This is a genomic window from Pseudomonas sp. MM211 (assembly GCF_020386635.1).
GTDB lineage: Bacteria > Pseudomonadota > Gammaproteobacteria > Pseudomonadales > Pseudomonadaceae > Aquipseudomonas.
The window spans coordinates 3,546,849-3,570,136 of sequence record NZ_CP081942.1 but is presented as its reverse complement, the minus strand read 5'-3'; the positions used below and the strand labels follow the sequence as shown (position 1 = coordinate 3,570,136).

General features: G+C 59.8%; 21 protein-coding genes and 1 pseudogene. 20 read left to right on the top strand and 2 right to left on the bottom strand.

Going from position 1 to position 23,288, the window contains the following annotated elements:
* Positions 1-104 precede the first annotated feature (104 nt).
* The 4 genes and pseudogenes from trxB to infA all read left to right on the top strand — a co-directional run bounded on the left by trxB (position 105) and on the right by infA (position 2,898).
* A pseudogene (gene trxB, locus K5Q02_RS16395) lies at positions 105-1,054 on the top strand (thioredoxin-disulfide reductase).
* A gap of 47 nt (positions 1,055-1,101) precedes the next feature.
* Positions 1,102-1,773, top strand: coding sequence for a leucyl/phenylalanyl-tRNA--protein transferase (gene aat / locus K5Q02_RS16390; protein ID WP_225832263.1), 672 nt, complete (start codon positions 1,102-1,104; stop codon positions 1,771-1,773).
* A 98-nt stretch (positions 1,774-1,871) separates the two neighbouring features.
* The gene (locus K5Q02_RS16385) at positions 1,872-2,579 is read left to right on the top strand and encodes an arginyltransferase (RefSeq protein ID WP_225832261.1); all 708 of its coding nucleotides are present in this window, start codon (positions 1,872-1,874) and stop codon (positions 2,577-2,579) included.
* A gap of 100 nt (positions 2,580-2,679) precedes the next feature.
* On the top strand, positions 2,680-2,898 hold the full coding sequence (gene infA / locus K5Q02_RS16380; RefSeq protein WP_002553999.1) for a translation initiation factor IF-1: 219 nt from the start codon (positions 2,680-2,682) through the stop codon (positions 2,896-2,898).
* 134 nt (positions 2,899-3,032) lie between these two features.
* Here the strand turns inward: infA and clpA are convergent, their stop codons facing one another.
* Positions 3,033-5,303, bottom strand: a complete 2,271-nt coding sequence (gene clpA / locus K5Q02_RS16375; RefSeq protein ID WP_225832259.1) for an ATP-dependent Clp protease ATP-binding subunit ClpA — start codon at positions 5,301-5,303, stop codon at positions 3,033-3,035.
* A gap of 29 nt (positions 5,304-5,332) precedes the next feature.
* Positions 5,333-5,695 carry an ATP-dependent Clp protease adapter ClpS gene (gene clpS, locus K5Q02_RS16370; RefSeq protein ID WP_225832257.1) on the bottom strand — a complete coding sequence of 121 codons (363 nt, stop codon included), beginning with the start codon at positions 5,693-5,695 and terminating at the stop codon, positions 5,333-5,335.
* Between the two features lie 220 nt (positions 5,696-5,915).
* Here clpS and cspD point away from each other — a divergent pair, with 220 nt between their 5' ends.
* The 16 genes from cspD to nuoF all read left to right on the top strand — a co-directional run bounded on the left by cspD (position 5,916) and on the right by nuoF (position 23,242).
* On the top strand, positions 5,916-6,185 hold the full coding sequence (gene cspD / locus K5Q02_RS16365) for a cold shock domain-containing protein CspD (RefSeq protein ID WP_225832255.1): 270 nt from the start codon (positions 5,916-5,918) through the stop codon (positions 6,183-6,185).
* Between the two features lie 519 nt (positions 6,186-6,704).
* Positions 6,705-8,933, top strand: a complete 2,229-nt coding sequence (locus K5Q02_RS16360) for an NADP-dependent isocitrate dehydrogenase (protein ID WP_225832253.1) — start codon at positions 6,705-6,707, stop codon at positions 8,931-8,933.
* Positions 8,934-9,007: 74 nt separating this feature from the next.
* Positions 9,008-9,454, top strand: a complete 447-nt coding sequence (locus tag K5Q02_RS16355; protein ID WP_225832251.1) for an NUDIX hydrolase — start codon at positions 9,008-9,010, stop codon at positions 9,452-9,454.
* A 77-nt stretch (positions 9,455-9,531) separates the two neighbouring features.
* Complete coding sequence (gene mnmA / locus K5Q02_RS16350) at positions 9,532-10,647, top strand: tRNA 2-thiouridine(34) synthase MnmA (RefSeq protein WP_225832249.1); 1,116 nt, start codon at positions 9,532-9,534, stop codon at positions 10,645-10,647.
* Entirely contained in the window at positions 10,644-11,264 is a 621-nt protein-coding gene (gene hflD / locus K5Q02_RS16345) for a high frequency lysogenization protein HflD (protein WP_225832247.1), read from the top strand. The genes mnmA and hflD overlap by 4 nt, the downstream gene beginning before the upstream one ends.
* Positions 11,265-11,387: 123 nt before the next feature.
* On the top strand, positions 11,388-12,758 hold the full coding sequence (purB, locus tag K5Q02_RS16340) for an adenylosuccinate lyase (protein WP_225832246.1): 1,371 nt from the start codon (positions 11,388-11,390) through the stop codon (positions 12,756-12,758).
* Positions 12,759-12,838: 80 nt separating this feature from the next.
* Positions 12,839-14,008, top strand: coding sequence for a ribosomal protein uL16 3-hydroxylase (locus K5Q02_RS16335; RefSeq protein ID WP_225832244.1), 1,170 nt, complete (start codon positions 12,839-12,841; stop codon positions 14,006-14,008).
* Positions 14,001-14,426, top strand: a complete 426-nt coding sequence (locus K5Q02_RS16330) for a GNAT family N-acetyltransferase (RefSeq protein WP_225832242.1) — start codon at positions 14,001-14,003, stop codon at positions 14,424-14,426. The genes K5Q02_RS16335 and K5Q02_RS16330 overlap by 8 nt, the downstream gene beginning before the upstream one ends.
* Before the next feature lie 49 nt (positions 14,427-14,475).
* The gene (locus K5Q02_RS16325; RefSeq protein WP_225832240.1) at positions 14,476-15,096 is read left to right on the top strand and encodes a DUF7931 domain-containing protein; all 621 of its coding nucleotides are present in this window, start codon (positions 14,476-14,478) and stop codon (positions 15,094-15,096) included.
* Entirely contained in the window at positions 15,093-15,899 is an 807-nt protein-coding gene (locus K5Q02_RS16320; RefSeq protein WP_225832239.1) for a secretin N-terminal domain-containing protein, read from the top strand. The genes K5Q02_RS16325 and K5Q02_RS16320 overlap by 4 nt, the downstream gene beginning before the upstream one ends.
* 476 nt (positions 15,900-16,375) lie before the next feature.
* Positions 16,376-17,971 carry an isocitrate lyase gene (locus tag K5Q02_RS16315; RefSeq protein ID WP_225832237.1) on the top strand — a complete coding sequence of 532 codons (1,596 nt, stop codon included), beginning with the start codon at positions 16,376-16,378 and terminating at the stop codon, positions 17,969-17,971.
* Between the two features lie 453 nt (positions 17,972-18,424).
* Entirely contained in the window at positions 18,425-18,838 is a 414-nt protein-coding gene (locus K5Q02_RS16310) for an NADH-quinone oxidoreductase subunit A (protein ID WP_225832236.1), read from the top strand.
* A 10-nt stretch (positions 18,839-18,848) separates the two neighbouring features.
* Positions 18,849-19,526: a NuoB/complex I 20 kDa subunit family protein gene (locus K5Q02_RS16305; RefSeq protein WP_131182461.1), complete on the top strand. Its 678-nt coding sequence runs from the start codon at positions 18,849-18,851 to the stop codon at positions 19,524-19,526.
* A gap of 59 nt (positions 19,527-19,585) precedes the next feature.
* On the top strand, positions 19,586-21,367 hold the full coding sequence (nuoC, locus tag K5Q02_RS16300) for an NADH-quinone oxidoreductase subunit C/D (RefSeq protein ID WP_131182460.1): 1,782 nt from the start codon (positions 19,586-19,588) through the stop codon (positions 21,365-21,367).
* A 10-nt stretch (positions 21,368-21,377) separates the two neighbouring features.
* Positions 21,378-21,878, top strand: coding sequence for an NADH-quinone oxidoreductase subunit NuoE (gene nuoE, locus K5Q02_RS16295; RefSeq protein ID WP_042552636.1), 501 nt, complete (start codon positions 21,378-21,380; stop codon positions 21,876-21,878).
* Entirely contained in the window at positions 21,875-23,242 is a 1,368-nt protein-coding gene (nuoF, locus tag K5Q02_RS16290) for an NADH-quinone oxidoreductase subunit NuoF (RefSeq protein WP_225832234.1), read from the top strand. Before nuoE ends, nuoF begins: the two co-directional genes overlap by 4 nt.
* Positions 23,243-23,288: the final 46 nt, after the last annotated feature.

The window sequence follows — 23,288 nt, the reverse complement described above, 5'->3', positions numbered from 1 at the left end:
CCGCTTGCTTCCTGCTTCGGTGTAGCATAGCGGCCACTATTCGTCCGTGCGGCTCAATTTGAGCACGCATTCTCTTTTGTGACAAAGGCTTATGAGGTGTTTTTATGAGCGAAGTCAAGCATTCCCGCCTGATAATCCTGGGCTCCGGACCGCCGGCTACAGTGCCGCTGTGTACGCCGCTCGTGCCAATCTGAAGCCTGTCGTGATCACCGGCATTCAACCGGGCGGCCAGCTCACCACTACCACCGAAGTGGACAACTGGCCAGGTGACGTAGAAGGCCTGACAGGCCCGGGCTTGATGGAGCGCATGCAGAAACACGCCGAGCGTTTCGAAACCGAGATCATCTACGACCACATCCACACTGCCGAGTTGCAGAGCCGTCCGTTCACCCTCAAGGGCGACAGCGGTACCTACACCTGCGACGCGCTGATCATCGCCACCGGGGCATCGGCTCAATACCTGGGCCTGCCGTCCGAGGAAGCGTTTGCGGGCAAGGGTGTTTCCGCCTGCGCGACCTGCGACGGCTTCTTCTATCGCAACCAGGTAGTTGCCGTCATCGGCGGCGGCAACACGGCTGTCGAAGAGGCTCTCTACCTCTCCAATATTGCCAAGGAAGTGCACCTGGTGCACCGCCGCGACAAGCTGCGCTCCGAGAAGATCCTGCAGGACAAACTGTTCGACAAGGCAGCCAACGGCAACATGCGCCTGCACTGGAACCATACTCTGGAAGAAGTGCTCGGCGACGCCACTGGCGTGACCGGCGCCCGCCTGCGCAATACCCAGGACGGCAGCACCAGCGATCTGCCGCTGGCCGGCGTATTCATCGCCATTGGCCATAAGCCAAACACCGATCTGTTCCAAGGCCAATTGGAAATGCGCGATGGCTACCTGCTGATCAAGGGTGGCAACGAAGGCAACGCCACCGCCACCAGCATCGAAGGTGTTTTCGCCGCTGGTGATGTGGCCGACCACGTCTACCGCCAGGCCATTACCTCGGCCGGTGCCGGCTGCATGGCTGCCCTCGACGTCGAAAAATTCCTCGACGACAACTGATCACCCGGGGCGGGATAAACCCGCCCTCCCCTGCCGCGGTTTCGCCAATGCTCACCTGGTTGCAACGCGACTCTCTGATCTTCCCACCCCTCGACAAGGCTCTGCGCGAGCCCAACGGGCTGCTGGCAGCTGGCGGCGATCTACGCGCTGAGCGGCTGATCGCCGCTTACCGGCACGGCTGCTTTCCCTGGTATCAGGATGGCCAGCCTTTGCTGTGGTGGTCACCTGATCCGCGCACCGTACTGTTTCCCGACGAAGTGCATGTCTCGCGCAGCCTGCGCAAGGTAATCCGTCAGGGGTATTACCGGGTCACCTTCGATCAGGCCTTCGCGGACGTCATCCAGGCCTGTGCTGCGCCGCGCGACTACGCAGACGGCACCTGGATCACCACACCCATGCAGCAGGCCTACATCGAGCTGCACGGGCGCGGCCTGGCCCATAGCGTGGAGGTCTGGCAAGACGAACAACTGGTCGGCGGGCTATACGGTCTGGCCATGGGCAAACTGTTCTTTGGTGAGTCGATGTTCAGTCGGGCCGACAATGCCTCCAAGGTGGGTTTCATAACGCTAATCGAGCACCTCAACGCCTGGGGGTTCGAGTTGGTCGACTGCCAGATGCCAACCCAGCATCTTAACAGCCTCGGCGCACGCGCCATTACCAGAACCGTATTCGCTGACTACCTGCAGCGTTTCCTGGATCAGCCCAGCACCGCCACTTGATCCCGCAATGCGATGCAGGCCGACAGATGACCCGCTCTTTCTGGTCGACTCTTGCCAGCTGGCATACACTGATTCAAGGCTAATCCCGGAAGCCGACCATGACCGAGCTGGCTCGCCTGAAGTTCTACGCCACCCAACCGCATCCCTGCAGCTACCTGTCCGAAGAACAGGCCACCACCCTGTTTCTCGATCCCAGTCAGCCAATGGACGTGCACGTTTACGCCGAGCTTTCCGAGCTTGGCTTCCGGCGTAGCGGCGATCACCTTTACCGCCCTCACTGCCAGCGCTGCACCGCCTGCGTGCCCGCGCGGATTCCGGTTGCCCAGTTCACGGCCAATCGACAGCAGCGGCGAATCATCAAGCGCAACGAGTCGGTTCAAGTTCGCGCGGTCAGGCCGGTATTCAGCGAAGAGTACTACGACCTCTATGTGCGCTATATCGAGCAGCGCCACGCCGATGGCGATATGTACCCGCCCAGCCGCGAACAGTTCTCCACTTTCTTGATACGCGACCTGCCCTTCGCGCGCTTTTACGAGTTTCGAGACGATGGCCGACTGCTGGCCATTGCCGTGACAGACGTATTGCCCAATGGGCTTTCAGCGGTCTACACCTTCTACGACCCTGACGAAGAACGGCGCAGCCTCGGCCGCTTCGCGATCCTCTGGCAGATAGGCGAGGCTCATCGACTGGATCTCCAGGCCGTCTACCTGGGTTATTGGATCAAGAATTGCCGAAAGATGAATTACAAGACGCAATACCGCCCCATCGAGCTGTTCGTCAATCAACATTGGGTCACCCTCACCTGAATCTCTTGGCGTCAACCCTGGTTTTCGGGCACAATGCATGCCGCTTTTGCCTGGGGCCAGTTGCGCCGGGCCATTCATTGGATACCGAGGGCTTTACTGCATGTCGAAAGAAGACAGCTTCGAAATGGAAGGCACTGTCGTCGACACCCTGCCCAACACCATGTTTCGTGTGGAGTTGGAAAATGGGCACGTCGTTACCGCGCATATCTCCGGAAAGATGCGCAAAAATTACATCCGCATTCTGACTGGTGACAAGGTGCGCGTAGAGCTGACGCCTTACGACCTGAGCAAGGGTCGTATCACCTACCGCGCCCGCTAACAGGCAGGAAGCAACGCTTCCCAGTCTGCCAAGCGCAGCGGCAACGAAAACGCCCGGCATATGCCGGGCGTTTTCGTTTTCATCATTATGCAATTACGAGCGACTGGCGGGCTCGGTGAGCCCGCCGAATCGCCTTAGGCCATTTCCGCAGTTGTCTCGTAATCGAACGTCAGTTCGCCATTGTCGAGATCCACGTGGACCGTGCCACCATGCTCAGCCAACTCACCAAAGAGAATTTCTTCGGCCAATGGGCGTTTGATTCGATCCTGAATCAAGCGTGACATCGGTCGTGCTCCCATCTGCACGTCATAGCCCTGCTCCGCCAGCCAGTCACGCGCAGCGTTGCTGACTTCGAGCATGACGCGTTTGTCCTCGAGCTGCGCCTGCAGCTCGATGAGAAACTTGTCGACGATGCTCTTGATCGTTTCGTGGCTGAGGCGGCCGAACTGGATGATGGTGTCCAGGCGGTTGCGGAACTCCGGCGTGAAGCTCTTCTTGATGACTTCCATGGCGTCGGAAGAGTGATCCTGATACGTGAAGCCAATCGACGCACGCGCGGCTGTCTCTGCACCGGCGTTGGTGGTCATGATCAGGATGACATTGCGGAAATCCGCTTTGCGCCCATTGTTGTCGGTCAGGGTGCCGTGATCCATCACCTGCAGCAGCAGGTTGAAGACTTCCGGATGCGCCTTCTCGATTTCGTCGAGCAGCAGCACACAATGCGGCTGCTTGGTGATTGCCTCGGTGAGCAAGCCGCCCTGATCGAAACCGACATAACCAGGAGGCGCGCCAATCAGGCGAGAAACGGTATGCCGCTCCATGTACTCAGACATGTCGAAGCGCACCAGCTCGACACCCAGGGCCTTGGACAGCTGGCGAGCCGCCTCGGTCTTGCCGACGCCGGTCGGGCCGGCGAACAGGAACGAGCCCACCGGCTTGTCCGGCGCCTTGAGACCTGCGCGTGACAGCTTGATGGCAGTGGCCAGCGAATCGATGGCAGCGTCCTGACCGAATACGGTCAGTTTCAAGTCGCGTTCCAGATTACGCAGCAATTCCTTGTCGGAGCTGCTGACGTGCTTTGGCGGAATCCGCGCGATCTTGGCAACGATGTCTTCGACCTGCGGGACGTCGATGCGTTTGAGGCGCTTGTCCTGCGGCTGCAGGCGCTGATAGGCACCCGCCTCGTCGATCACGTCGATCGCCTTGTCGGGCATATGCCGATCGTTGATGTAGCGCGAGGCCAGCTCGGCAGCGGCGCGCAAAGCCTCATCGCTGTACTCGATGTCATGGTGCTGCTCGAAGCGCCCCTTGAGACCCCTGAGGATACCGATGGTGTCTTCCACCGAGGGCTCGACCACGTCGACCTTCTGGAAGCGCCGCGCCAGGGCGCGATCCTTCTCGAAGATGCCGCGGAACTCCTGGAAGGTGGTGGAGCCGATGCAACGGATCTCGCCCGACGACAGCGCCGGCTTGAGCAGATTGGACGCGTCCATGACGCCACCCGATGCTGCGCCGGCACCGATGATGGTGTGGATCTCGTCGATGAACAGAATCGCATGCGGGCGCTTACGCAGCTCGGTGAGCAGTGCCTTGAGGCGCTTCTCGAAATCGCCACGGTACTTGGTGCCTGCCAGCAGTGCACCCAGGTCGAGGGAGTAGACCACCGCGTCGGCGAGCAGATCAGGTACCTGATTGTCGACGATGCGCTTGGCCAGCCCTTCGGCGATGGCCGTCTTGCCGACGCCCGCCTCACCGACCAGTAGTGGGTTGTTCTTGCGACGCCGGGCGAGAATCTGCGCCACACGCTCGACTTCATTCTCACGGCCGACCAGCGGATCGATACGGCCCTGACGCGCCAGTTCGTTCAGGTTGCTGGCGTAGGCATCCAGCGGGTTGCTGGAAGACGAGGACTCACCGCCCTCTTCGTCCTGCATTTCCTGCTCGGCGTCCGGCGATGCTCCTTGGCCTGGCACCTTGGAAATGCCGTGGGCAATGAAATTGACCACATCGATGCGCGCCACGCTCTGCTGCTTGAGCAGGAACACGGCCTGGCTTTCCTGCTCACTGAAGATCGCGACCAGTACGTTGGCGCCAGTCACTTCACGCTTGCCGGAGCTTTGCACATGGAACACCGCACGCTGCAGAACGCGCTGGAAGCCCAGTGTCGGCTGGGTTTCACGTTCTTCATCATGCTGTGCAATCAGCGGGGTCGTAGAGTCGATGAATTCCTGCAGATCGTTGCGCAGCTTGTCCAGGTTTGCACCGCAAGCGCGCAACACACTGGCTGCTGCTTCGTTATCCAAAAGAGCCAGCAGAAGGTGCTCAACCGTCATGAATTCATGACGGTTGGCTCGCGCCTCCTTGAAGGCAAGGTTGAGGGTGACTTCGAGCTCTCGATTTAACATAGCTTCACCTCATGCCCAAATGGCCGGCGTTAACCGTCCTTCTCGATTTCACAGAGTAATGGATGCTGACTTTCCCGCGCGTATTGATTGACCTGTGTGGCCTTGGTCTCAGCGATATCGCGGGTATAGAGACCGCAAACGGCGCGACCTTCGGTATGCACGGTCAACATGATTCTGGTCGCCACCTCCCGATTGAGGCTGAAGAAGGTCTCGAGTATCTCGACCACGAAATCCATGGGGGTGTAGTCATCATTGAACAAGATCACCTTATAAAGCGGAGGCGCCTGCAATGCCGGCTTGGATTCCTCGACGGCCAGGCCTGAAGAGTCGTCCTCATGCGGTGCGGGTCGATCCTGATTGAATGTTAGTCGAATCTGGCTACTTGCATGCATGCTGGATAAAAGGTTCGTGGGTGAATGGATACGGGTAACAAAAATAAGACCCGTTTATCGGTGCTTCGTGCGTTGCCTTGACTATCGGCAAAAGGGTGTTACAACCAATGGATACCCCTACGGGGTGAAAGGGCTTGCGCTCGTACGAGTAATCTAACGGACGCGGGATCTAATGTGGATGATACTCCAGCAATGGAGTTCCTTGCAGAGGGATATCAGCATGCTAAGTGGTAAGGTCAAGTGGTTCAACAACGCCAAGGGCTATGGGTTCATCCTGGCCGATGGCCGAGATGAGGACCTGTTCGCCCATTATTCGGCCATCCAGATGGACGGGTACAAGACCCTGAAAGCCGGACAAGCCGTGAGCTTCGATATTATTCAAGGCCCCAAGGGCCTCCACGCCGTGAATATCAGCGCTGCCCAGGCGGCTTCTGAAGTTACTACCACCACCGCCACCAGTAGAGTGCGCGGGGAGACGGTCGAGGTTTGATTTCTTAAGCTGCTTAGCTGCACGAAAAAGCCGGCCCCAGGGTCGGCTTTTTCGTGCAGCCAGGAAGACTTTGTCAGCCCAATCTTGGGCAAGCATGATCCGACCTTGGTCGTATTGACCGCGACAGGCCGCGAAACAATTGAGCCCGGCCGGAAAACATACCGTTCATTCTTGCCCATCCCGGATCTAGAAAAGGCCCCTTCGCACCGGCTTCGGCAGCTGGAAACGCCCATCCTCTCCGCACTGCCAGCAACTTGGTCACTGCCATCGCCCTCTGGTTTGATATACTCGGGCGCTGACTGAGTAGTCATAAAGGCGCATTAGCCTGGAGTACGGCTTCCAGCACTCGTCGTGCCGACCGTCAGAGGCGATCCGCTATCGCCGTCGGTCGATTGCGACACCCAACATCATCGGGATGGAACTTCGAATTCACATCATTGATGCCGAGCTGTGGTCAGAAGCCACCTCACCCGGATCAGTGCTTTGTGCAAGTTCAGCAAAAAGAGAGTTAAATCAAATATGACCACACGCTCGAAGATTATCTACACCCTCACCGACGAAGCCCCTGCGCTTGCGACCTACTCCCTGCTCCCCGTCGTCAAAGCGTTCACTGCCTCTTCGGATATCGCCGTCGAAACCCGCGACATCTCGCTGGCCGGCCGTATCCTGGCACTTTTCCCCGAGTTTCTGACCGATGCTCAGAAACAGGGTGATCACCTGGCCGAGCTGGGCGCACTGGCTACCACGCCAGAAGCCAACATCATCAAGCTGCCGAACATCAGCGCCTCTGTTCCACAGTTGAAGGCCGCAATCAAAGAATTGCAGAGCCAGGGTTACGCCCTGCCGGATTACCCGGACACTGGCGACAGCGACGAAGCGCGCGACATTCGCAGCCGTTACGACAAGGTCAAGGGCAGCGCCGTTAACCCGGTACTGCGTGAAGGCAACTCCGACCGTCGCGCCCCGCTGTCGGTCAAGAACTACGCCCGCAAGCACCCGCACAAGATGGGCGCCTGGAGCGCTGACTCCAAGTCCCACGTGGCACACATGGAGAGCGGCGATTTCTACGGCAGCGAAAAGGCTACCCTGATCGATGCCAAAGGCAGCGTGAAGATCGAACTGATCGGCACCGATGGCACCGCCACCGTGCTGAAAGAGAAAACCTCGGTTCTGGCCAACGAAGTCCTGGATTGCTCGGTGCTGAGCAAGAAGGCACTGCGCAGCTTCATCGCCGCAGAGATCGAAGACGCCAAGAAACAGGGCGTACTGTTCTCGGTTCACCTGAAGGCCACCATGATGAAGGTCTCCGACCCGATCATCTTCGGCCAGATCGTTGCCGAGTTCTACAAGGCCGCCCTCGAGAAGCACGCTGCTGCCCTGCAGGAAGTCGGTTTCAACCTGAACAACGGTATCGGCGACCTGTACTCCAGCATCAAGAAGCTGCCCGCTGACAAGCAGGCCGAGATCGAAGCCGACATCAACGCTGTTTACGCCGATCGTCCGGCGCTGGCGATGGTCAACTCCGACAAGGGCATCACCAACCTGCACGTGCCGAGCGACGTGATCGTCGACGCCTCGATGCCAGCCATGATTCGCGACTCGGGCCGCATGTGGAACACCGCAGGCGAGCTGCAAGACGCCAAGGCTGTGATTCCGGATCGTTGCTACGCCGGCATCTACCAAGTGGTCATCGAGGACTGCAAGGCCAATGGTGCCTTCAACCCGACCACCATGGGCAGCGTGCCGAACGTTGGCCTGATGGCGCAGAAAGCCGAAGAGTACGGTTCCCACGACAAGACGTTCCAGATCCAGGCCAATGGCGTGGTTCGCGTCAGCGATGCCAATGGCAAAGTGCTGATGGAACAGTCGGTCGAGGAAGGCGATATCTTCCGTATGTGCCAGACCAAGGACGAGCCGATCCAGGATTGGGTCAAGCTGGCCGTCAACCGTGCACGCCTGAGCGACACCCCTGCGGTGTTCTGGCTGGATCCGGCACGTGCGCATGACGCCGAAATGATCAAGAAGGTCGAGCAGTACCTGAAGGATCACGACACCAGCGGCCTGGACATCCGCGTCCTCGCACCCGTCGAAGCCATCAAGTTCTCCCTGGCACGCATCCGCGAAGGCAAGGACACCATCTCAGTGACCGGCAACGTGCTGCGCGACTACCTGACCGACTTGTTCCCGATCATGGAGCTGGGCACCAGCGCCAAGATGCTGTCGATCGTGCCGCTGATGAATGGCGGTGGTTTGTTCGAAACCGGCGCTGGCGGTTCCGCGCCGAAGCACGTACAGCAACTGGTCGAGGAAAACTTCCTGCGCTGGGATTCGTTGGGTGAGTTCCTGGCTCTGGCTGCTTCCCTGGAGCACCTGGGCAACACCTACGACAATCCGAAGGCACTGGTACTGAGCAAGACCCTTGACCAGGCCACCGGCCAGTTCCTCGACACCGACAAGTCGCCAGCGCGCAAGGTCGGCGGTATCGACAACCGTGGCAGCCACTTCTACCTGGCGCTGTACTGGGCTCAGGCTCTGGCAGCACAGAGCGAAGACGCCGCACTGCAAGCGCAGTTCGCGCCACTGGCCAAGACCCTGAGCGACAACGAAGCCAAGATCGTTGCCGAACTGGGTGCGGTACAGGGCAAGCCGGCTGAAATCGGCGGCTACTACGCGCCGAACAAGGAGCTGACCGAAAAAGTCATGCGTCCAAGCGCGACCCTCAACGCAGCACTGGCCTCTCTGGTCTGAATGATTCGTTGAGGTAAAAGACCCCGGCCCAGTGCCGGGGTTTTTTATTTTCATATCCGCTACAAGGAGGCTCCATGGCCTGGCATGCACACGTCACCGTTGCGACGATAGTCGAGCACAACGGGCGCTTTCTGTTCGTCGAAGAACTCAAGGGCGGGCGCCTGGTACTCAACCAGCCCGCCGGCCATCTGGAACCACGGGAAAGCCTGCTGCAGGCCGCAGTACGCGAAACCCTGGAAGAGACCGGCTGCGATGTCGAGCTGACCGGTGTTACTGGTATCTACCTGTACACCGCACCGAGTAATGGCGTGACCTATCAACGCATCTGCTTCACCGCCAACCTGCTCGAGCATCATCCCGAGCGTGCGCTGGACAGCGACATCAGCGGCATTCGCTGGCTCAACCATGAAGAGCTGAAGGCTGAGTCCGATCATCTGCGCAGTGAGCTGGTGATGCGTTGCCTGGATGATTACCTGGCGGGTGCCCGCTTTCCCCTCAGCCTCATTCACGAACCGATGTAACCACAATCGGCAGAACTGAAACGTCCTGCGCATCCTGTTAGAATCTCGCCCCTTTGAAGCCTGTATTGATCCCGACCATGCAAGATCCAGCCACTCAGCGCGTAATCGTCGGCATGTCCGGCGGCGTCGACTCCTCCGTATCGGCCCTGCTGTTGCTCGAGCAGGGTTATCAGGTCGAAGGCCTGTTCATGAAGAACTGGGACGAGGACGACGGCACCGAATACTGTACCGCCATGGACGACCTGGCAGACGCCCAGGCCGTTTGCGACCGCATCGGCATCAAACTGCATACCGCCAACTTCGCGGCCGAGTACTGGGACAACGTGTTCGAACACTTCCTGGCCGAGTACAAGGCTGGACGCACGCCGAACCCGGACATCCTCTGCAACCGTGAAATCAAGTTCAAGGCGTTCCTCGACTACGCCCTGATGCTTGGTGCCGACCTGATCGCTACCGGCCACTATGTGCGTCGCCGTGATATCGACGGGCGCAGCGAGCTGCTCAAGGGCCTCGACCCGAACAAGGATCAGAGCTACTTCCTGCACGCCGTTGGCGGTGAGCAGATCGGCAGGACGCTATTCCCCGTCGGCGAGCTGGAAAAGCCTCAAGTACGCGCTATCGCCGAAAAATACGAGCTGGCCACTGCCAAAAAGAAAGACTCCACCGGCATCTGCTTCATCGGAGAGCGGCGCTTCAGCGACTTCCTCAAGCAGTACCTACCGGCGCAGCCGGGTAATATCGAAACCACCGAGGGCGAGGTTATCGGCAAGCACCACGGCCTCATGTACCACACCATTGGCCAGCGCCAAGGCCTGGGCATTGGTGGGCTGAAAGATGCCAGCGATGAGCCTTGGTATGTACTGCACAAGGATCTGACCCGCAATGTGCTGGTGGTCGGTCAGGGCAACGAACACCCATGGCTGTTTTCCCGCGCCCTCAATGCCTCGCAGATCTATTGGGTCAACCCGATTGAGCTGGATGCACCGCGTCAGCTGACGGCCAAGGTGCGCTACCGCCAGGCAGACCAGACCTGCACGCTGGAGCGCAGCGCAGCGGGTTACCGGGCCACGTTCGAGCAGCCGCAGCGCGCGGTTACGCCCGGACAGTCCGTGGTTTTTTACGATGGTGATATCTGTCTTGGCGGTGGCGTGATCGAAAGCGCCGAGCCCTGGAGCGAGGGCGCCCCACGATGAACCCGACACAAGAACAACTGATCGCGCTCGGTGCGGTGTTTCAGGCCGCTGTGATGGTCGACAAGATCGCCAAGACCGGCCAGGCCGCCGAAAGCGAAGTGACCTGCCTGATTGGTAGCCTGCTGGTACGTGACGCCAAGGGCACTCTGGATGTTTTTGGCGGTGACGACCTCAACCTTCGAGAAGGTTACCGCGCCATGGTCAGCGCGCTGGAACGCGACCCCACCAGCCTGCAGCGCGAGCCGCTGCGCTATGCCCTCGCCCTGCTGGGACTGGAACGCCAGCTCGACAAACGTGGCGACCTCCTGCAATTGATGGGCGGGCGCCTGGATCAGATCCAGAATCAAGCCGAACACTTCGGCATTGGCCATGAGAACGTGATCTCCTCATGCGGTGCGCTGTATCAGGACACCATCAGCACCTTCAAGCAGCGCATTCAGGTGCAAGGCGACAGCCGCTTTCTGCAGCAGCCTGCCAATGCCTCGAAAATCCGCGCCCTGCTGCTCGCCGGCATCCGCGCAGGCCGCTTGTGGCGACAGCTCGGCGGTCATCGCTGGCAACTGGTGTTTAGCCGCCGCAAATTGCTGAGAGAGCTGTACCCAATGCTGCGCAACTAAGCGCAGCACTTTTTCTGATGTGCATCTCGTTCATCGAATGACTCAGGGCCGCCGCCGATAGCCGCCCTACTTCATGTATGATATGCGCCCTTTTCAACGCCCGACTGTCCGAGAACGCCTCCCATGCTGCTTTCCTCGCTCACCGCGGTTTCGCCCGTAGATGGCCGCTATGCCGGCAAAACCAGCGCTCTGCGCCCCATTTTCAGCGAATACGGTCTGATTCGTTTCCGCGTTCAGGTCGAAGTCCGCTGGCTGCAGCGCCTCGCTGCTCATGAAGGTGTTAGCGAAGTCGCGCCCTTCTCCGCCGAAGCCAACGCGCTGCTCAATGAGCTGGCCGAGAACTTCGCCGTCGAGCACGCCGAACGCGTCAAAGAGATCGAGCGCACCACCAACCACGACGTCAAAGCCGTGGAATACCTGCTCAAGGAACAGGCTGCCAAGCTGCCGGAGCTGGACAAGGTCAGCGAGTTCATTCACTTCGCCTGCACCAGCGAGGACATCAACAACCTGTCCCACGCCCTGATGCTGCGCGAAGGCCGTGACAACGTGCTGCTGCCGCTGATGCGCCAGATCACCACTGCCATCCGCGATCTGTCGGTCAAGTTCGCCGACGTGCCGATGCTGTCGCGCACCCACGGCCAACCGGCCTCGCCCACCACCTTGGGTAAAGAGCTGGCCAACGTCGTCTATCGCCTCGAGCGTCAGATCGTACAGATCGCCGCCGTGCCGCTGCTGGGCAAGATCAATGGCGCCGTGGGTAACTACAACGCCCACCTGTCCGCCTACCCGCAGATCGACTGGGAAGCCAACGCCCGCCAGTTCATCGAGAACGATCTGGGCCTGCAGTGGAACCCCTACACCACGCAGATCGAACCGCACGACTACATCGCCGAGCTGTTCGACGCCATCGCCCGCTTCAATACCATCCTCATCGACTTCGATCGCGATGTCTGGGGCTACATCTCCCTGGGTTACTTCAAGCAGAAGACCATCGCCGGCGAGATCGGCTCGTCGACCATGCCGCACAAGGTCAACCCTATCGACTTCGAGAACTCCGAAGGCAACCTGGGCATCGCCAACGCGCTGTTCCAGCACCTGGCCAGCAAGCTGCCGATTTCCCGCTGGCAGCGTGACCTGACCGACTCCACCGTACTGCGCAACCTCGGTGTCGGCTTCGCCCACAGCGTGATCGCCTACGAAGCAAGCCTCAAGGGCATCAGTAAGTTGGAGCTCAATGCTCAACGTATTGCTGAAGACCTGAACGCCTGCTGGGAAGTTCTCGCCGAGCCGATTCAGACCGTCATGCGCCGCTATGCCATCGAGAACCCCTACGAGAAGCTCAAGGAGCTCACTCGTGGCAAGGGCATCACGCCGGAAGCGCTGCTGGCCTTCATCGATGGCCTGGATATGCCGCAGCAGGCCAAGGAGGAGCTCAAGCAGCTCACTCCAGCCAACTACATCGGCAACGCGGTGGCTCAGGCCAAACGCATCTAAGCTGTAGCTCGTCTCAAGGACGCCCGGCTGAAGCCGGGCGTTTCTTTTTATACGCTTTAATAAATATCAAGGACTTACAGATGAATCCTGATGCTCCTCTTCAGCTATTGGGTGGCCTGAGCGCACGTGAATTCCTGCGCGATTACTGGCAGAAGAAGCCCCTGCTGGTGCGCCAGGCCATCCCTGATTTCGAAAGCCCGATCTCGCCGGACGAATTGGCCGGCCTCGCCCTCGAAGAAGAAGTCGAATCGCGCCTGGTGATCGAGCACGGTGAAACGCCGTGGGAAGTGCGCCGCGGCCCGTTCGCCGAAGACGCCTTCTCGCAGCTGCCGGAGCGTGAATGGACGCTGCTGGTGCAGGCTGTCGACCAGTTCGTTCCCGAGGTTGCCGAGCTGCTGGAAGAATTCAAGTTCCTGCCCAAGTGGCGTATCGATGACGTGATGATCAGCTTCGCCGCGCCTGGCGGCGGCGTTGGCCCGCACTACGATAACTACGATGTATTTCTCCTGCAGGCTCATGGCCGCCGCCGCTGGCAGATCGGCCAGATGTGCGATTCGCAAAGCCCCCTGCTGCCGGATCTCGAAATGAAGATCCTGGCTCAATTTGATCAAACCGAAGAATGGGTACTCGAGCCCGGCGATATGCTCTATCTGCCGCCGCTCCTGGCCCACAGTGGCACCGCCGAGGACGACTGCATGACTTATTCCGTGGGTTTCCGCGCACCCAGCGCGGCCGAAGTACTGACCCATTTCACTGATTTTCTCGGCCAGTTCCTGCCCGACGAAACGCGCTATAGCGATGCCGGCACCGCGCCGGTCAGTGACCCCAACGAAATTCAGCGCGACGCTCTGGATCGCCTCAAGGCGCTGCTCGCCGAACACATGAGCGACGAGCGCCTGCTGATGACTTGGTTCGGCCAGTTCATGACCGAACCGCGCTACCCGGAACTGATCGCCGGTATCGAGATTGACGAAGACGGCTTCCTCGACCAGTTGGAAGACGGCGCCGTGATGATCCGTAACCCCAGTGCGCGTATGGCGTGGTCGGAAGTCGGTGAAGACCTGGTGTTGTTCGCCAGCGGGCAGAGCCGCCTGGTTTCCGCTAGCCTGCGTGAACTGCTGAAACTGATCTGCTCGGCCGACGCCCTGCACCTGGAAAATATTGGCCCATGGATAGCCAACGACGAAGCTCGGGAATTGGTTCTCGAACTGACCAAACAAGGAAGTCTGGAGTTTGCTGCCGATGAATGACCTGCACGTGCGCATCGCCGATTGGCACAGGGATTACGAAGAACTGCGACGCATCCGTGAAACGGTATTCGTCGCTGAGCAGGCGGTGCCGCCTGAACTGGAATGGGACGCCGAAGACAGTGATGCCGTGCATTTTCTCGCCTGCGAAGGCGACTACCCGATCGGCACCGCACGCCTGCTGGCGGACGGTGAGATCGGTCGGGTATCGGTGCTCAAGGACTGGCGCGGCCTGAAGGTCGGTGAAGCGCTGCTGCACGCAGTGATCGCCGAAGCGGAGAAACGTGGGCTGAGTCAGCAAATGCTCAGTGCCCAGGTGCAGGCAACGCCGTTCTATGAAAAGCTGGGCTTCACTGTAGTGAGTGATGAATACCTGGAAGCAGGTATTCCCCACGTCGACATGGTGCGCAGCAGCGGCTGATGATCAGCTGTGGCCTGTGCGACATTACGCCGGTGCCACAGAGGTCTGCATGAGCGATGAACACACGCCCGATGGCGAAGAGCTCGACTTGATCAAATTCGAGTCGCCAGGGCGTTTTACCCTGCACAACCCCGAAAGCGAATTGCCGACACCAGCGACCTGGGAGCCTGCTCCCTTTGTGCTTGGCGTTGAGCAGGCGCTGCAGCGTTTCAGCCTTGCAGATCAGGCGCGCGCCCATGCCCTCGCCTTGATGCAGCAAGCCAGCCTTACGCTGTGCTTATACAGCCCGGATCTCGAACCCTGGCTCTACCATCACAGCAGCATTCAGCAGGCGTGCACGCAATTTCTGCTGGGCAATCGCAACCGTCGGCTACGCATACTGCTGCGTGACAGTAACCGTGCGGTTCGTGACGGGCATCGGCTGATTGCGCTATCGCGCAAACTGTCCAGTTACGTCCAGATCCGCCGCTGCCACCCGAATTATCCCGCCCCCGAAAGTGCGTTTCTGCTGGCTGACGATCAGGGCTTGTTGATGCGGCCCGAGCCGGATCAATTTGCCGGGTACGCGAAATACCAGGATCCGGCTCATGTTCGCCAATTGCGGCGACTGTTCGACCAGACCTGGGATACCAGCATCACCGATCCTGATTTGCGGAGTTTTCTGTTATGAAACGACATTTTCTTGGTGCTGCCCTGCTCGCTTTGAGCCTGTCGGCAGTGGCTGCCACTGAAGTCATTCCGCTCAATTACCGAACAGCCGGCGACCTGCTACCCGTGGTGCAGTCGGCATTAGGCAACGAGGGGCGCGTCAGCGCCTACGGTAACCAACTTATCGTCAATGCACCGGCGGAAAAAATCGAGGAAGTCCGTGCCCTCCTCGGCCAGCTCGATACTCAACCGCGGCGCTTGCTGATCAGCGTTGACACCAGTGAATCCACCTACAGAGACGACCGGGGTTACAGCGTTGATGGCAGCATCAGCGCCGGTAATGGCCGCGTGGAGATTGGCCGCGGCGAAGTCAACGGTCGCGACCAGGCGCGTGTCATCCGACGCAGCACCGACAGCCGTGAAGGTGGCACTCAGCAGGTGCAGACCAGTGAAGGCTATCCGGCGCTGATCCAGGTCGGCCAGAGCGTGCCGGTAAACACCAGCAGTCGTGGGCCTTATGGCCAGGTCTATAACAACACCGAGTACCGCAACGTCACCCAGGGCTTTTACGTCACCGCCAGCCTCGCCGGCGATGTCGTGCACCTGGACATCAGCAGCAACCGTGATCGAGTCAGCCAGACACAGCCTGGCGTGATCGACATCCAGCAGGCCGATACCCGCGTCAGCGGCCGAGTCGGCGAATGGATCAGCATAGGTGGCAGCAGCGAGCAGAGCCAGGCTGATCGCAACGGCGTATTGCGCCGCTACTCCACCGAAGGCCGTGAAGATATGAGCATGCGCGTTAAGGTCGACGTAATCGACTGAGAGCCCCGTAAAACGTGACCATACGGTCGATCTAAGACTTATGTAGTAGATCTAAAAAAACACTACAAAAACGATTGACGAACATTTTCGTCGGTCGCATGATGGCCTCGCTCCCGCTAATCAGGGGCTCCGGAAACGGAGCCTCCGGGTCGCATCCTCGCTTACCGGAGGATCGATTCGTGTTGTTAAGCCCACAAGGCAGTTCTACGAGATGGCGACTGGAACGAGGTTGTCCTGAGGGACGGGGAAGCGTTTCACGTATCGATCAGCACAGTGCCGCGGGCGTCCACGGGCCCATACGCACAATGACTCGCCTACCCGGCGGGTGGTGTCTGCCGATGCGTTTCGTCCACCCGGCCCAAAGTGCCCTCCTTCCAGTTTCCTCTCAACGTCTGCGGTGAGCTCGCTCCGAGCCCTGCGCCTGGACTGTGCGCGACGTTCGGTGCTCGACCAAACACACACTTGAAGGATTGACCATGTCAGCTTACGAAAACGACATCAAAGCCGTTGCCGCCCTGAAAGAAGCCGCTGGCAGCAGCTGGAGCGCCATCAACCCGGAATCCGTCGCTCGCATGCGCGCCCAGAACCGCTTCAAGACCGGTCTGGACGTCGCCAAGTACACGGCAGCCATCATGCGCAAGGACATGGCCGAGTACGACGCCGACTCTTCCGTCTATACCCAGTCGCTCGGCTGCTGGCACGGCTTCATCGGCCAGCAGAAGCTGATCTCCATCAAGAAGCACCTGAAGACCACCAACAAGCGCTACCTCTACCTGTCCGGCTGGATGATCGCCGCGCTGCGTTCCGATTTCGGCCCGCTGCCCGATCAGTCGATGCACGAGAAGACCGCCGTCGCTGCGCTGATCGAAGAGCTCTACACCTTCCTGCGCCAGGCCGATGCCCGTGAGCTGGATCTGCTGTTCAACGCCCTGGACGCGGCACGCGGCGCCGGTGACAAAGCCAAGCAGAGCGAAATTCAGGCGCAGATCGACAATTTCGAAACCCACGTGGTACCGATCATCGCCGACATCGACGCCGGCTTCGGCAACCCGGAGGCCACTTACCTGCTGGCCAAGAAAATGATCGAGGCAGGCGCCTGCTGCATCCAGATCGAGAACCAGGTGTCCGACGAGAAGCAGTGCGGCCACCAGGATGGCAAGGTCACCGTTCCCCATGTCGACTTCCTGGCCAAGATCAACGCCGTGCGCTACGCCTTCCTTGAGCTGGGCGTGGACGACGGCGTGATCGTCGCTCGTACCGACTCCCTGGGCGCCGGCTTGACCAAGCAGATCGCCGTGACCAACCAGCCAGGTGACCTGGGCGACCAGTACAACTCGTTCCTCGACTGCGATGAAATCAGTGCAGCCGAGCTGAAGAACGGCGACGTGGTGATCAACCGCGAAGGCAAGCTGCTGCGACCCAAGCGCCTGCCGTCCAACCTGTTCCAGTTCCGCAAGGGCACCGGCGAAGACCGCTGTGTACTGGACAGCATCACCTCGCTGCAGAACGGCGCCGACATGATCTGGATCGAAACCGAGAAGCCTCACGTCGGGCAGATCAAGGCCATGGTCGATCGCGTTCGCGAAGTCGTCCCCAATGCCAAGCTGGTCTACAACAACAGCCCATCGTTCAACTGGACGCTGAGCTTCCGTCAGCAGGTATTCGATGCGTTCGTCGCCGACGGCAAGGACGTTTCCGGCTACGACCGTGCCAAGCTGATGAGCGTCGAGTACGACGAGACTGAACTCGCCCAGGTCGCCGACGAGAAGATCCGTACCTTCCAGCGCGATGGCTCGGCCAACGCCGGCATCTTCCATCACCTCATTACCCTGCCGACTTACCACACGGCGGCGCTGTCCACCGACAACCTCGCCAAGGGCTACTTCGCCGATCAGGGCATGCTGGCTTACGTCAAAGGTGTGCAGCGTCAGGAGATCCGTCAGGGCATCGCCTGCGTCAAGCACCAGAACATGGCGGGCTCAGACCTCGGTGATAACCATAAGGAGTACTTTGCCGGCGAAGCTGCGCTGAAAGCAGGCGGCAAAGACAACACCATGAATCAATTCCACTGACAGCCGTGCGTGCCGTCAGGCGCACGCTGTAACCCTTGAGCCCTGGCAGTGATGCCGGGGCTTTTTTATTGCAGGAACTAATACAGAAGAAAGTTCAATGGCTAATGTTTGTTTGAGTGCGCCATGGATGGACAACTAAGCGACAACTTAAAGCTTAAAAGAATAGATTCTCAAATGATAAATATTCCCATTGAAGTAGGCTTAGTTATTCACTACATGCATTTAACTAAGGCGCCCATAAAACCATAGCGTTTTTATAGGTCATTGATTGAAAAGGGCCAATGCTCTTTTCTGGATCTCAGGCAAGCGACTTAATATTAATTTTTTGCGCTGAAAAATTTACTTACACCAAATACAGGCATAACATTATGCAAATAGATGCGAGGCGACCTGCGTTGTCTTGCCATAACTTTAATTACGCGTGAAGCCGTTCCTTGCCTGAGGAGTCCCGGCATGTTGGAAGCAAGCAGTACCCTTTCCCATAACTGGGCGTTGGCCGTTTTTCTGCTGGGGGTCGTTGGCCTCTGTGCATTCATGTTGGGCCTATCCAGCCTGCTAGGTAGCAAGGCATGGGGCCGCAGCAAAAACGAGCCGTTCGAATCGGGCATGCTTCCCACTGGCAGCGCACGCCTGCGTCTGTCGGCAAAATTCTATCTGGTCGCGATGCTCTTCGTGATCTTCGACGTCGAAGCCCTCTTTCTCTTCGCCTGGGCTGTCTCTGTTCGCGAAAGCGGCTGGGCCGGCTTTATCGAAGCAGCCGTTTTCATAAACATTCTGTTGGCAGGTCTTGTCTACCTTTGGCGTATCGGTGCGCTCGATTGGGCACCCGAGAGTCGTAAGGCTCGGCAGGCGAAGCTGAAACAATGAGGCTTTGGCGATGCAATACAAACTTACTCGGATCGATCCGGATGCTCCCAACGAGCAATACCCGATCGGCAAACGGGAGGTCGTTTCCGACCCGCTGCTAGAAGACGAAGTCCACAAAAACATCTATCTGGGCAAGCTCGAAGATGTTCTCAACGGTGCTGTCAACTGGGGTCGCAAGAACTCCCTGTGGCCGTACAACTTCGGCTTGTCGTGCTGCTACGTGGAAATGACCACCGCCTTCACCGCGCCGCACGACGTTGCACGCTTCGGTGCCGAGGTAATCCGCGCATCCCCACGCCAGGCGGACTTCATGGTCATCGCCGGCACCTGCTTCATCAAGATGGCGCCCGTCATCCAGCGCCTCTATGAGCAGATGCTCGAACCCAAGTGGGTCATCTCCATGGGCTCGTGCGCCAATTCCGGCGGCATGTACGACATCTACTCGGTCGTTCAGGGTGTCGACAAGTTCCTTCCCGTCGACGTCTATATACCTGGTTGCCCGCCCCGTCCCGAGGCGTTTCTGCAAGGGCTGATGCTGTTGCAGGAATCGATCGGTCAGGAGCGCCGCCCGCTGTCCTGGGTCGTTGGCGATCAAGGCGTTTATCGCGCCGAGATGCCTTCCCAGAAAGAACAGCGCCGCGAGCAGCGTATTGCGGTTACCAACCTGCGTTCCCCTGACGAAGTCTGAGTCCCGCTTTCAAGCAAGGCCGGATTCACTCTCACCGTTGACCGATAGCGATCGAGACCATGACTGCAGACACCACCGTGTCCATTGCGCCGTACAAGGCGGACGACCAAGACGTCGTCGTTGAGCTTCAATCCCGTTTTGGCGCCGACAGCTTCACGCTGCAGGCCACCCGCACCGGCATGCCGGTTATCTGGGTCGGCCGCGACAAGCTTGTCGAAGTGCTGCGCTTCCTGCGCCAGGCATCGCGCCCCTACGTCATGCTGTACGACCTGCACGGCGTCGACGAGCGCCTGCGCACCCAGCGCCGCGGCCTGCCGGACGCAGACTTCACCGTGTTCTACCACCTCATGTCGCTGGAGCGTAACAGCGACGTGATGATCAAGGTGGCCCTGCGCGAGGGCGACCTCAACCTGCCTTCCGTGACCGGTATCTGGCCGAACGCCAACTGGTACGAGCGCGAAGTCTGGGATCTCTACGGCATCCATTTCACCGGTCACCCGCACCTGACCAGGATCATGATGCCGCCGACCTGGGAAGGTCACCCGCTGCGCAAGGACTACCCGGCGCGCGCTACCGAATTCGATCCGTTCAGCCTGACCCTGGCCAAGCAACAGCTCGAGGAAGAAGCCGCACGCTTCAACCCCGAAGACTGGGGCATGAAACGCCAGAGCGAGAACGAGGACTACATGTTCCTCAACCTCGGCCCCAACCACCCTTCTGCGCACGGTGCGTTCCGCATCATTCTGCAGCTCGACGGTGAAGAAATCGTCGACTGCGTGCCGGAAGTCGGTTACCACCACCGTGGTGCCGAGAAGATGGCTGAACGCCAGAGCTGGCACAGTTTCATCCCCTATACCGACCGTATCGACTACCTCGGCGGGGTAATGAACAACCTGCCGTACGTGCTCTCGGTCGAGAAGCTCGCTGGCATCAAGGTGCCGCAGAAGGTCGACACCATCCGCATCATGATGGCCGAGTTCTTCCGCATCACCAGCCACCTGCTGTTCCTGGGTACCTATATCCAGGACGTCGGCGCCATGACCCCGGTGTTCTTCACCTTTACCGACCGCCAGCGTGCCTACAAGGTGATCGAAGCCATCACCGGTTTCCGTCTTCACCCGGCCTGGTACCGCATCGGCGGTGTCGCTCACGACCTGCCGCGCGGCTGGGAAAAACTGGTCAAGGAGTTCGTCGACTGGCTGCCCAAGCGCCTCGACGAGTACGAAAAGGCCGCGCTGCGCAACAGCATCCTCAAGGCGCGGACCATTGGCGTGGCGCAGTACAACACCAAGGAAGCGCTGGAATGGGGCACCACCGGTGCCGGCCTGCGTTCCACCGGTTGCGACTTCGACCTGCGCAAGGCACGCCCCTACTCCGGCTACGAGAACTTCGAGTTCGAAGTGCCGCTGGCCGTCAATGGCGACGCCTATGACCGCTGCATCGTGCGCGTCGAAGAGATGCGCCAGAGCATCAAGATCATCGACCAGTGCATGCGCAACATGCCGGAAGGCCCGTACAAGGCGGATCACCCGCTGACCACGCCGCCGCCGAAGGAGCGCACGCTGCAGCACATCGAAACCCTGATCACCCACTTCCTGCAGGTTTCCTGGGGCCCGGTCATGCCGGCCAACGAAAGCTTCCAGATGATCGAAGCGACCAAGGGGATCAACAGTTATTACCTGACCAGCGACGGCAGCACCATGAGCTACCGCACCCGCATTCGTACCCCGAGCTTCCCGCACCTGCAGCAGATCCCTTCGGTGATCCGCGGCAGCATGGTCGCTGACCTGATCGCGTATCTGGGCAGTATCGACTTCGTTATGGCCGACGTGGATCGCTGAGGAAAACACCATGAGCAATGCAGCCCTGATTCAGACCGACCGTTTCGCCCTCAGCGAAACCGAGCGCTCGGCCATCGAGCACGAGATGCACCACTACGAAGACCCGCGTGCGGCGTCCATCGAAGCCCTGAAGATCGTGCAGAAGGAGCGTGGCTGGGTGCCAGACGGCGCCGCCGATGCCATCGGTGCGATCCTCGGTATCCCGGCCAGCGACGTGGAAGGTGTCGCCACCTTCTATAGCCAGATTTTCCGTCAGCCCGTCGGCCGCCACATCATCCGCGTGTGCGACAGCATGACCTGCTTCATCGGTGGCCATGAAAACGTGCTCGGCAGCATCAAGTCCGAACTGGGCATCGTGCCTGGGCAGACTACTGCTGACGGCCGCTTCACCCTGCTGCCCGTGTGCTGCCTGGGCAACTGCGACAAGGCGCCGGCGATGATGATCGACGACGAGACCTTCGGTGACGTTCAACCCGAAGGCGTGGCGCAACTGCTGGAGAATTTCCAATGACCAGTCGCAGCTCGAACCTGCTGACCTCTTTCGGCCCGGCAAACCGCATCACCCGCAGCGAAGAGACTCATCCGCTGACCTGGCGCCTGCGCGACGACGCGCAGCCGGTCTGGCTGGAGGAATACCAGCAGAAGAACGGCTACACCGCTGCCCGCAAGGCGCTGGCCGAGATGGCCCAGGCCGACATCGTGCAAACGGTCAAGGATTCCGGCCTCAAGGGCCGTGGCGGTGCGGGCTTCCCCACCGGCGTGAAGTGGGGCCTGATGCCCAACGACGAATCCCTGAACATCCGCTACCTGCTGTGCAACGCGGACGAGATGGAGCCCAATACCTGGAAAGACCGCATGCTGATGGAGCAGCTGCCGCACCTGCTGGTGGAAGGCATGCTGATCAGCGCCCGGGCCCTGAAAGCCTATCGTGGCTACATCTTCCTGCGGGGCGAGTACGTCGACGCGGCCGCCAACCTTAATCGGGCCATCGACGAAGCGAAAGCCGCTGGCCTGCTGGGCAAGAACATTCTCGGCAGCGGTTTCGACTTCGAGCTGTTCGTACACACCGGCGCCGGGCGCTACATCTGCGGTGAAGAAACCGCACTGATCAACTCCCTGGAAGGCCGTCGCGCCAATCCGCGCGCCAAGCCGCCCTTCCCGGCCGCCGTGGGCGTGTGGGGCAAGCCGACCTGCGTCAACAACGTCGAAACCCTGTGCAACGTGCCGTCGATTATCGGCAACGGCGTCGACTGGTACAAATCCCTGGCCCGCGAAGGCAGCGAAGACCACGGCACCAAGCTGATGGGCTTCTCCGGCAAGGTAAAGAACCCGGGCATCTGGGAGCTGCCATTCGGCATCAGCGCCCGCGAGCTGTTCGAAGACTACGCCGGTGGCATGCGCGACGGTTACACGCTCAAGGCCTGGCAGCCAGGCGGCGCCGGCACAGGCTTCCTGCTTCCCGAACATCTGGATGCGTCCATGTACGCCGCCGGCATCGCCAAGGTCGGCACCCGTATGGGTACCGGCCTGGCCCTGGCCATCGACAACACCGTGAACATGGTGTCGTTGCTGCGCAACATGGAAGAGTTCTTCGCTCGCGAATCCTGCGGCTGGTGCACGCCGTGCCGTGACGGTTTGCCGTGGAGCGTGAAGATCCTGCGCGCTCTGGAGCGCAAGCAAGGCACCCGCGAGGACATCGACACCCTCCTCGGCCTGGTCAATTTCCTCGGCCCCGGCAAGACCTTCTGCGCTCACGCGCCAGGTGCCGTGGAGCCGCTGGGCAGCGCGATCAAATATTTCCGTGAAGAGTTTGAAGCTGGCGTAGGCGCAGATGCGCCGCAACCGCAGCCGCTGGTGGCGGCACACGCGGTATAGGCCTGATGGCCGGACAAATGGGCGCGCAGCGCCGTCCGGCCCAGGT

Excerpts from the sequence above, each read along its gene's own strand:
- aat (WP_225832263.1), top strand. The coding sequence starts at position 1,102 with ATGCTCACCTGGTTGCAACGCGACTCTCTGATCTTCCCACCCCTCGAC.
- K5Q02_RS16385 (WP_225832261.1), top strand. The coding sequence starts at position 1,872 with ATGACCGAGCTGGCTCGCCTGAAGTTCTACGCCACCCAACCGCATCCC.
- infA (WP_002553999.1), top strand. The coding sequence starts at position 2,680 with ATGTCGAAAGAAGACAGCTTCGAAATGGAAGGCACTGTCGTCGACACC.
- clpA (WP_225832259.1), bottom strand. The coding sequence starts at position 5,303 with ATGTTAAATCGAGAGCTCGAAGTCACCCTCAACCTTGCCTTCAAGGAG.
- clpS (WP_225832257.1), bottom strand. The coding sequence starts at position 5,695 with ATGCATGCAAGTAGCCAGATTCGACTAACATTCAATCAGGATCGACCC.
- cspD (WP_225832255.1), top strand. The coding sequence starts at position 5,916 with ATGCTAAGTGGTAAGGTCAAGTGGTTCAACAACGCCAAGGGCTATGGG.
- K5Q02_RS16360 (WP_225832253.1), top strand. The coding sequence starts at position 6,705 with ATGACCACACGCTCGAAGATTATCTACACCCTCACCGACGAAGCCCCT.
- K5Q02_RS16355 (WP_225832251.1), top strand. The coding sequence starts at position 9,008 with ATGGCCTGGCATGCACACGTCACCGTTGCGACGATAGTCGAGCACAAC.
- mnmA (WP_225832249.1), top strand. The coding sequence starts at position 9,532 with ATGCAAGATCCAGCCACTCAGCGCGTAATCGTCGGCATGTCCGGCGGC.
- hflD (WP_225832247.1), top strand. The coding sequence starts at position 10,644 with ATGAACCCGACACAAGAACAACTGATCGCGCTCGGTGCGGTGTTTCAG.
- purB (WP_225832246.1), top strand. The coding sequence starts at position 11,388 with ATGCTGCTTTCCTCGCTCACCGCGGTTTCGCCCGTAGATGGCCGCTAT.
- K5Q02_RS16335 (WP_225832244.1), top strand. The coding sequence starts at position 12,839 with ATGAATCCTGATGCTCCTCTTCAGCTATTGGGTGGCCTGAGCGCACGT.
- K5Q02_RS16330 (WP_225832242.1), top strand. The coding sequence starts at position 14,001 with ATGAATGACCTGCACGTGCGCATCGCCGATTGGCACAGGGATTACGAA.
- K5Q02_RS16325 (WP_225832240.1), top strand. The coding sequence starts at position 14,476 with ATGAGCGATGAACACACGCCCGATGGCGAAGAGCTCGACTTGATCAAA.
- K5Q02_RS16320 (WP_225832239.1), top strand. The coding sequence starts at position 15,093 with ATGAAACGACATTTTCTTGGTGCTGCCCTGCTCGCTTTGAGCCTGTCG.
- K5Q02_RS16315 (WP_225832237.1), top strand. The coding sequence starts at position 16,376 with ATGTCAGCTTACGAAAACGACATCAAAGCCGTTGCCGCCCTGAAAGAA.
- K5Q02_RS16310 (WP_225832236.1), top strand. The coding sequence starts at position 18,425 with ATGTTGGAAGCAAGCAGTACCCTTTCCCATAACTGGGCGTTGGCCGTT.
- K5Q02_RS16305 (WP_131182461.1), top strand. The coding sequence starts at position 18,849 with ATGCAATACAAACTTACTCGGATCGATCCGGATGCTCCCAACGAGCAA.
- nuoC (WP_131182460.1), top strand. The coding sequence starts at position 19,586 with ATGACTGCAGACACCACCGTGTCCATTGCGCCGTACAAGGCGGACGAC.
- nuoE (WP_042552636.1), top strand. The coding sequence starts at position 21,378 with ATGAGCAATGCAGCCCTGATTCAGACCGACCGTTTCGCCCTCAGCGAA.
- nuoF (WP_225832234.1), top strand. The coding sequence starts at position 21,875 with ATGACCAGTCGCAGCTCGAACCTGCTGACCTCTTTCGGCCCGGCAAAC.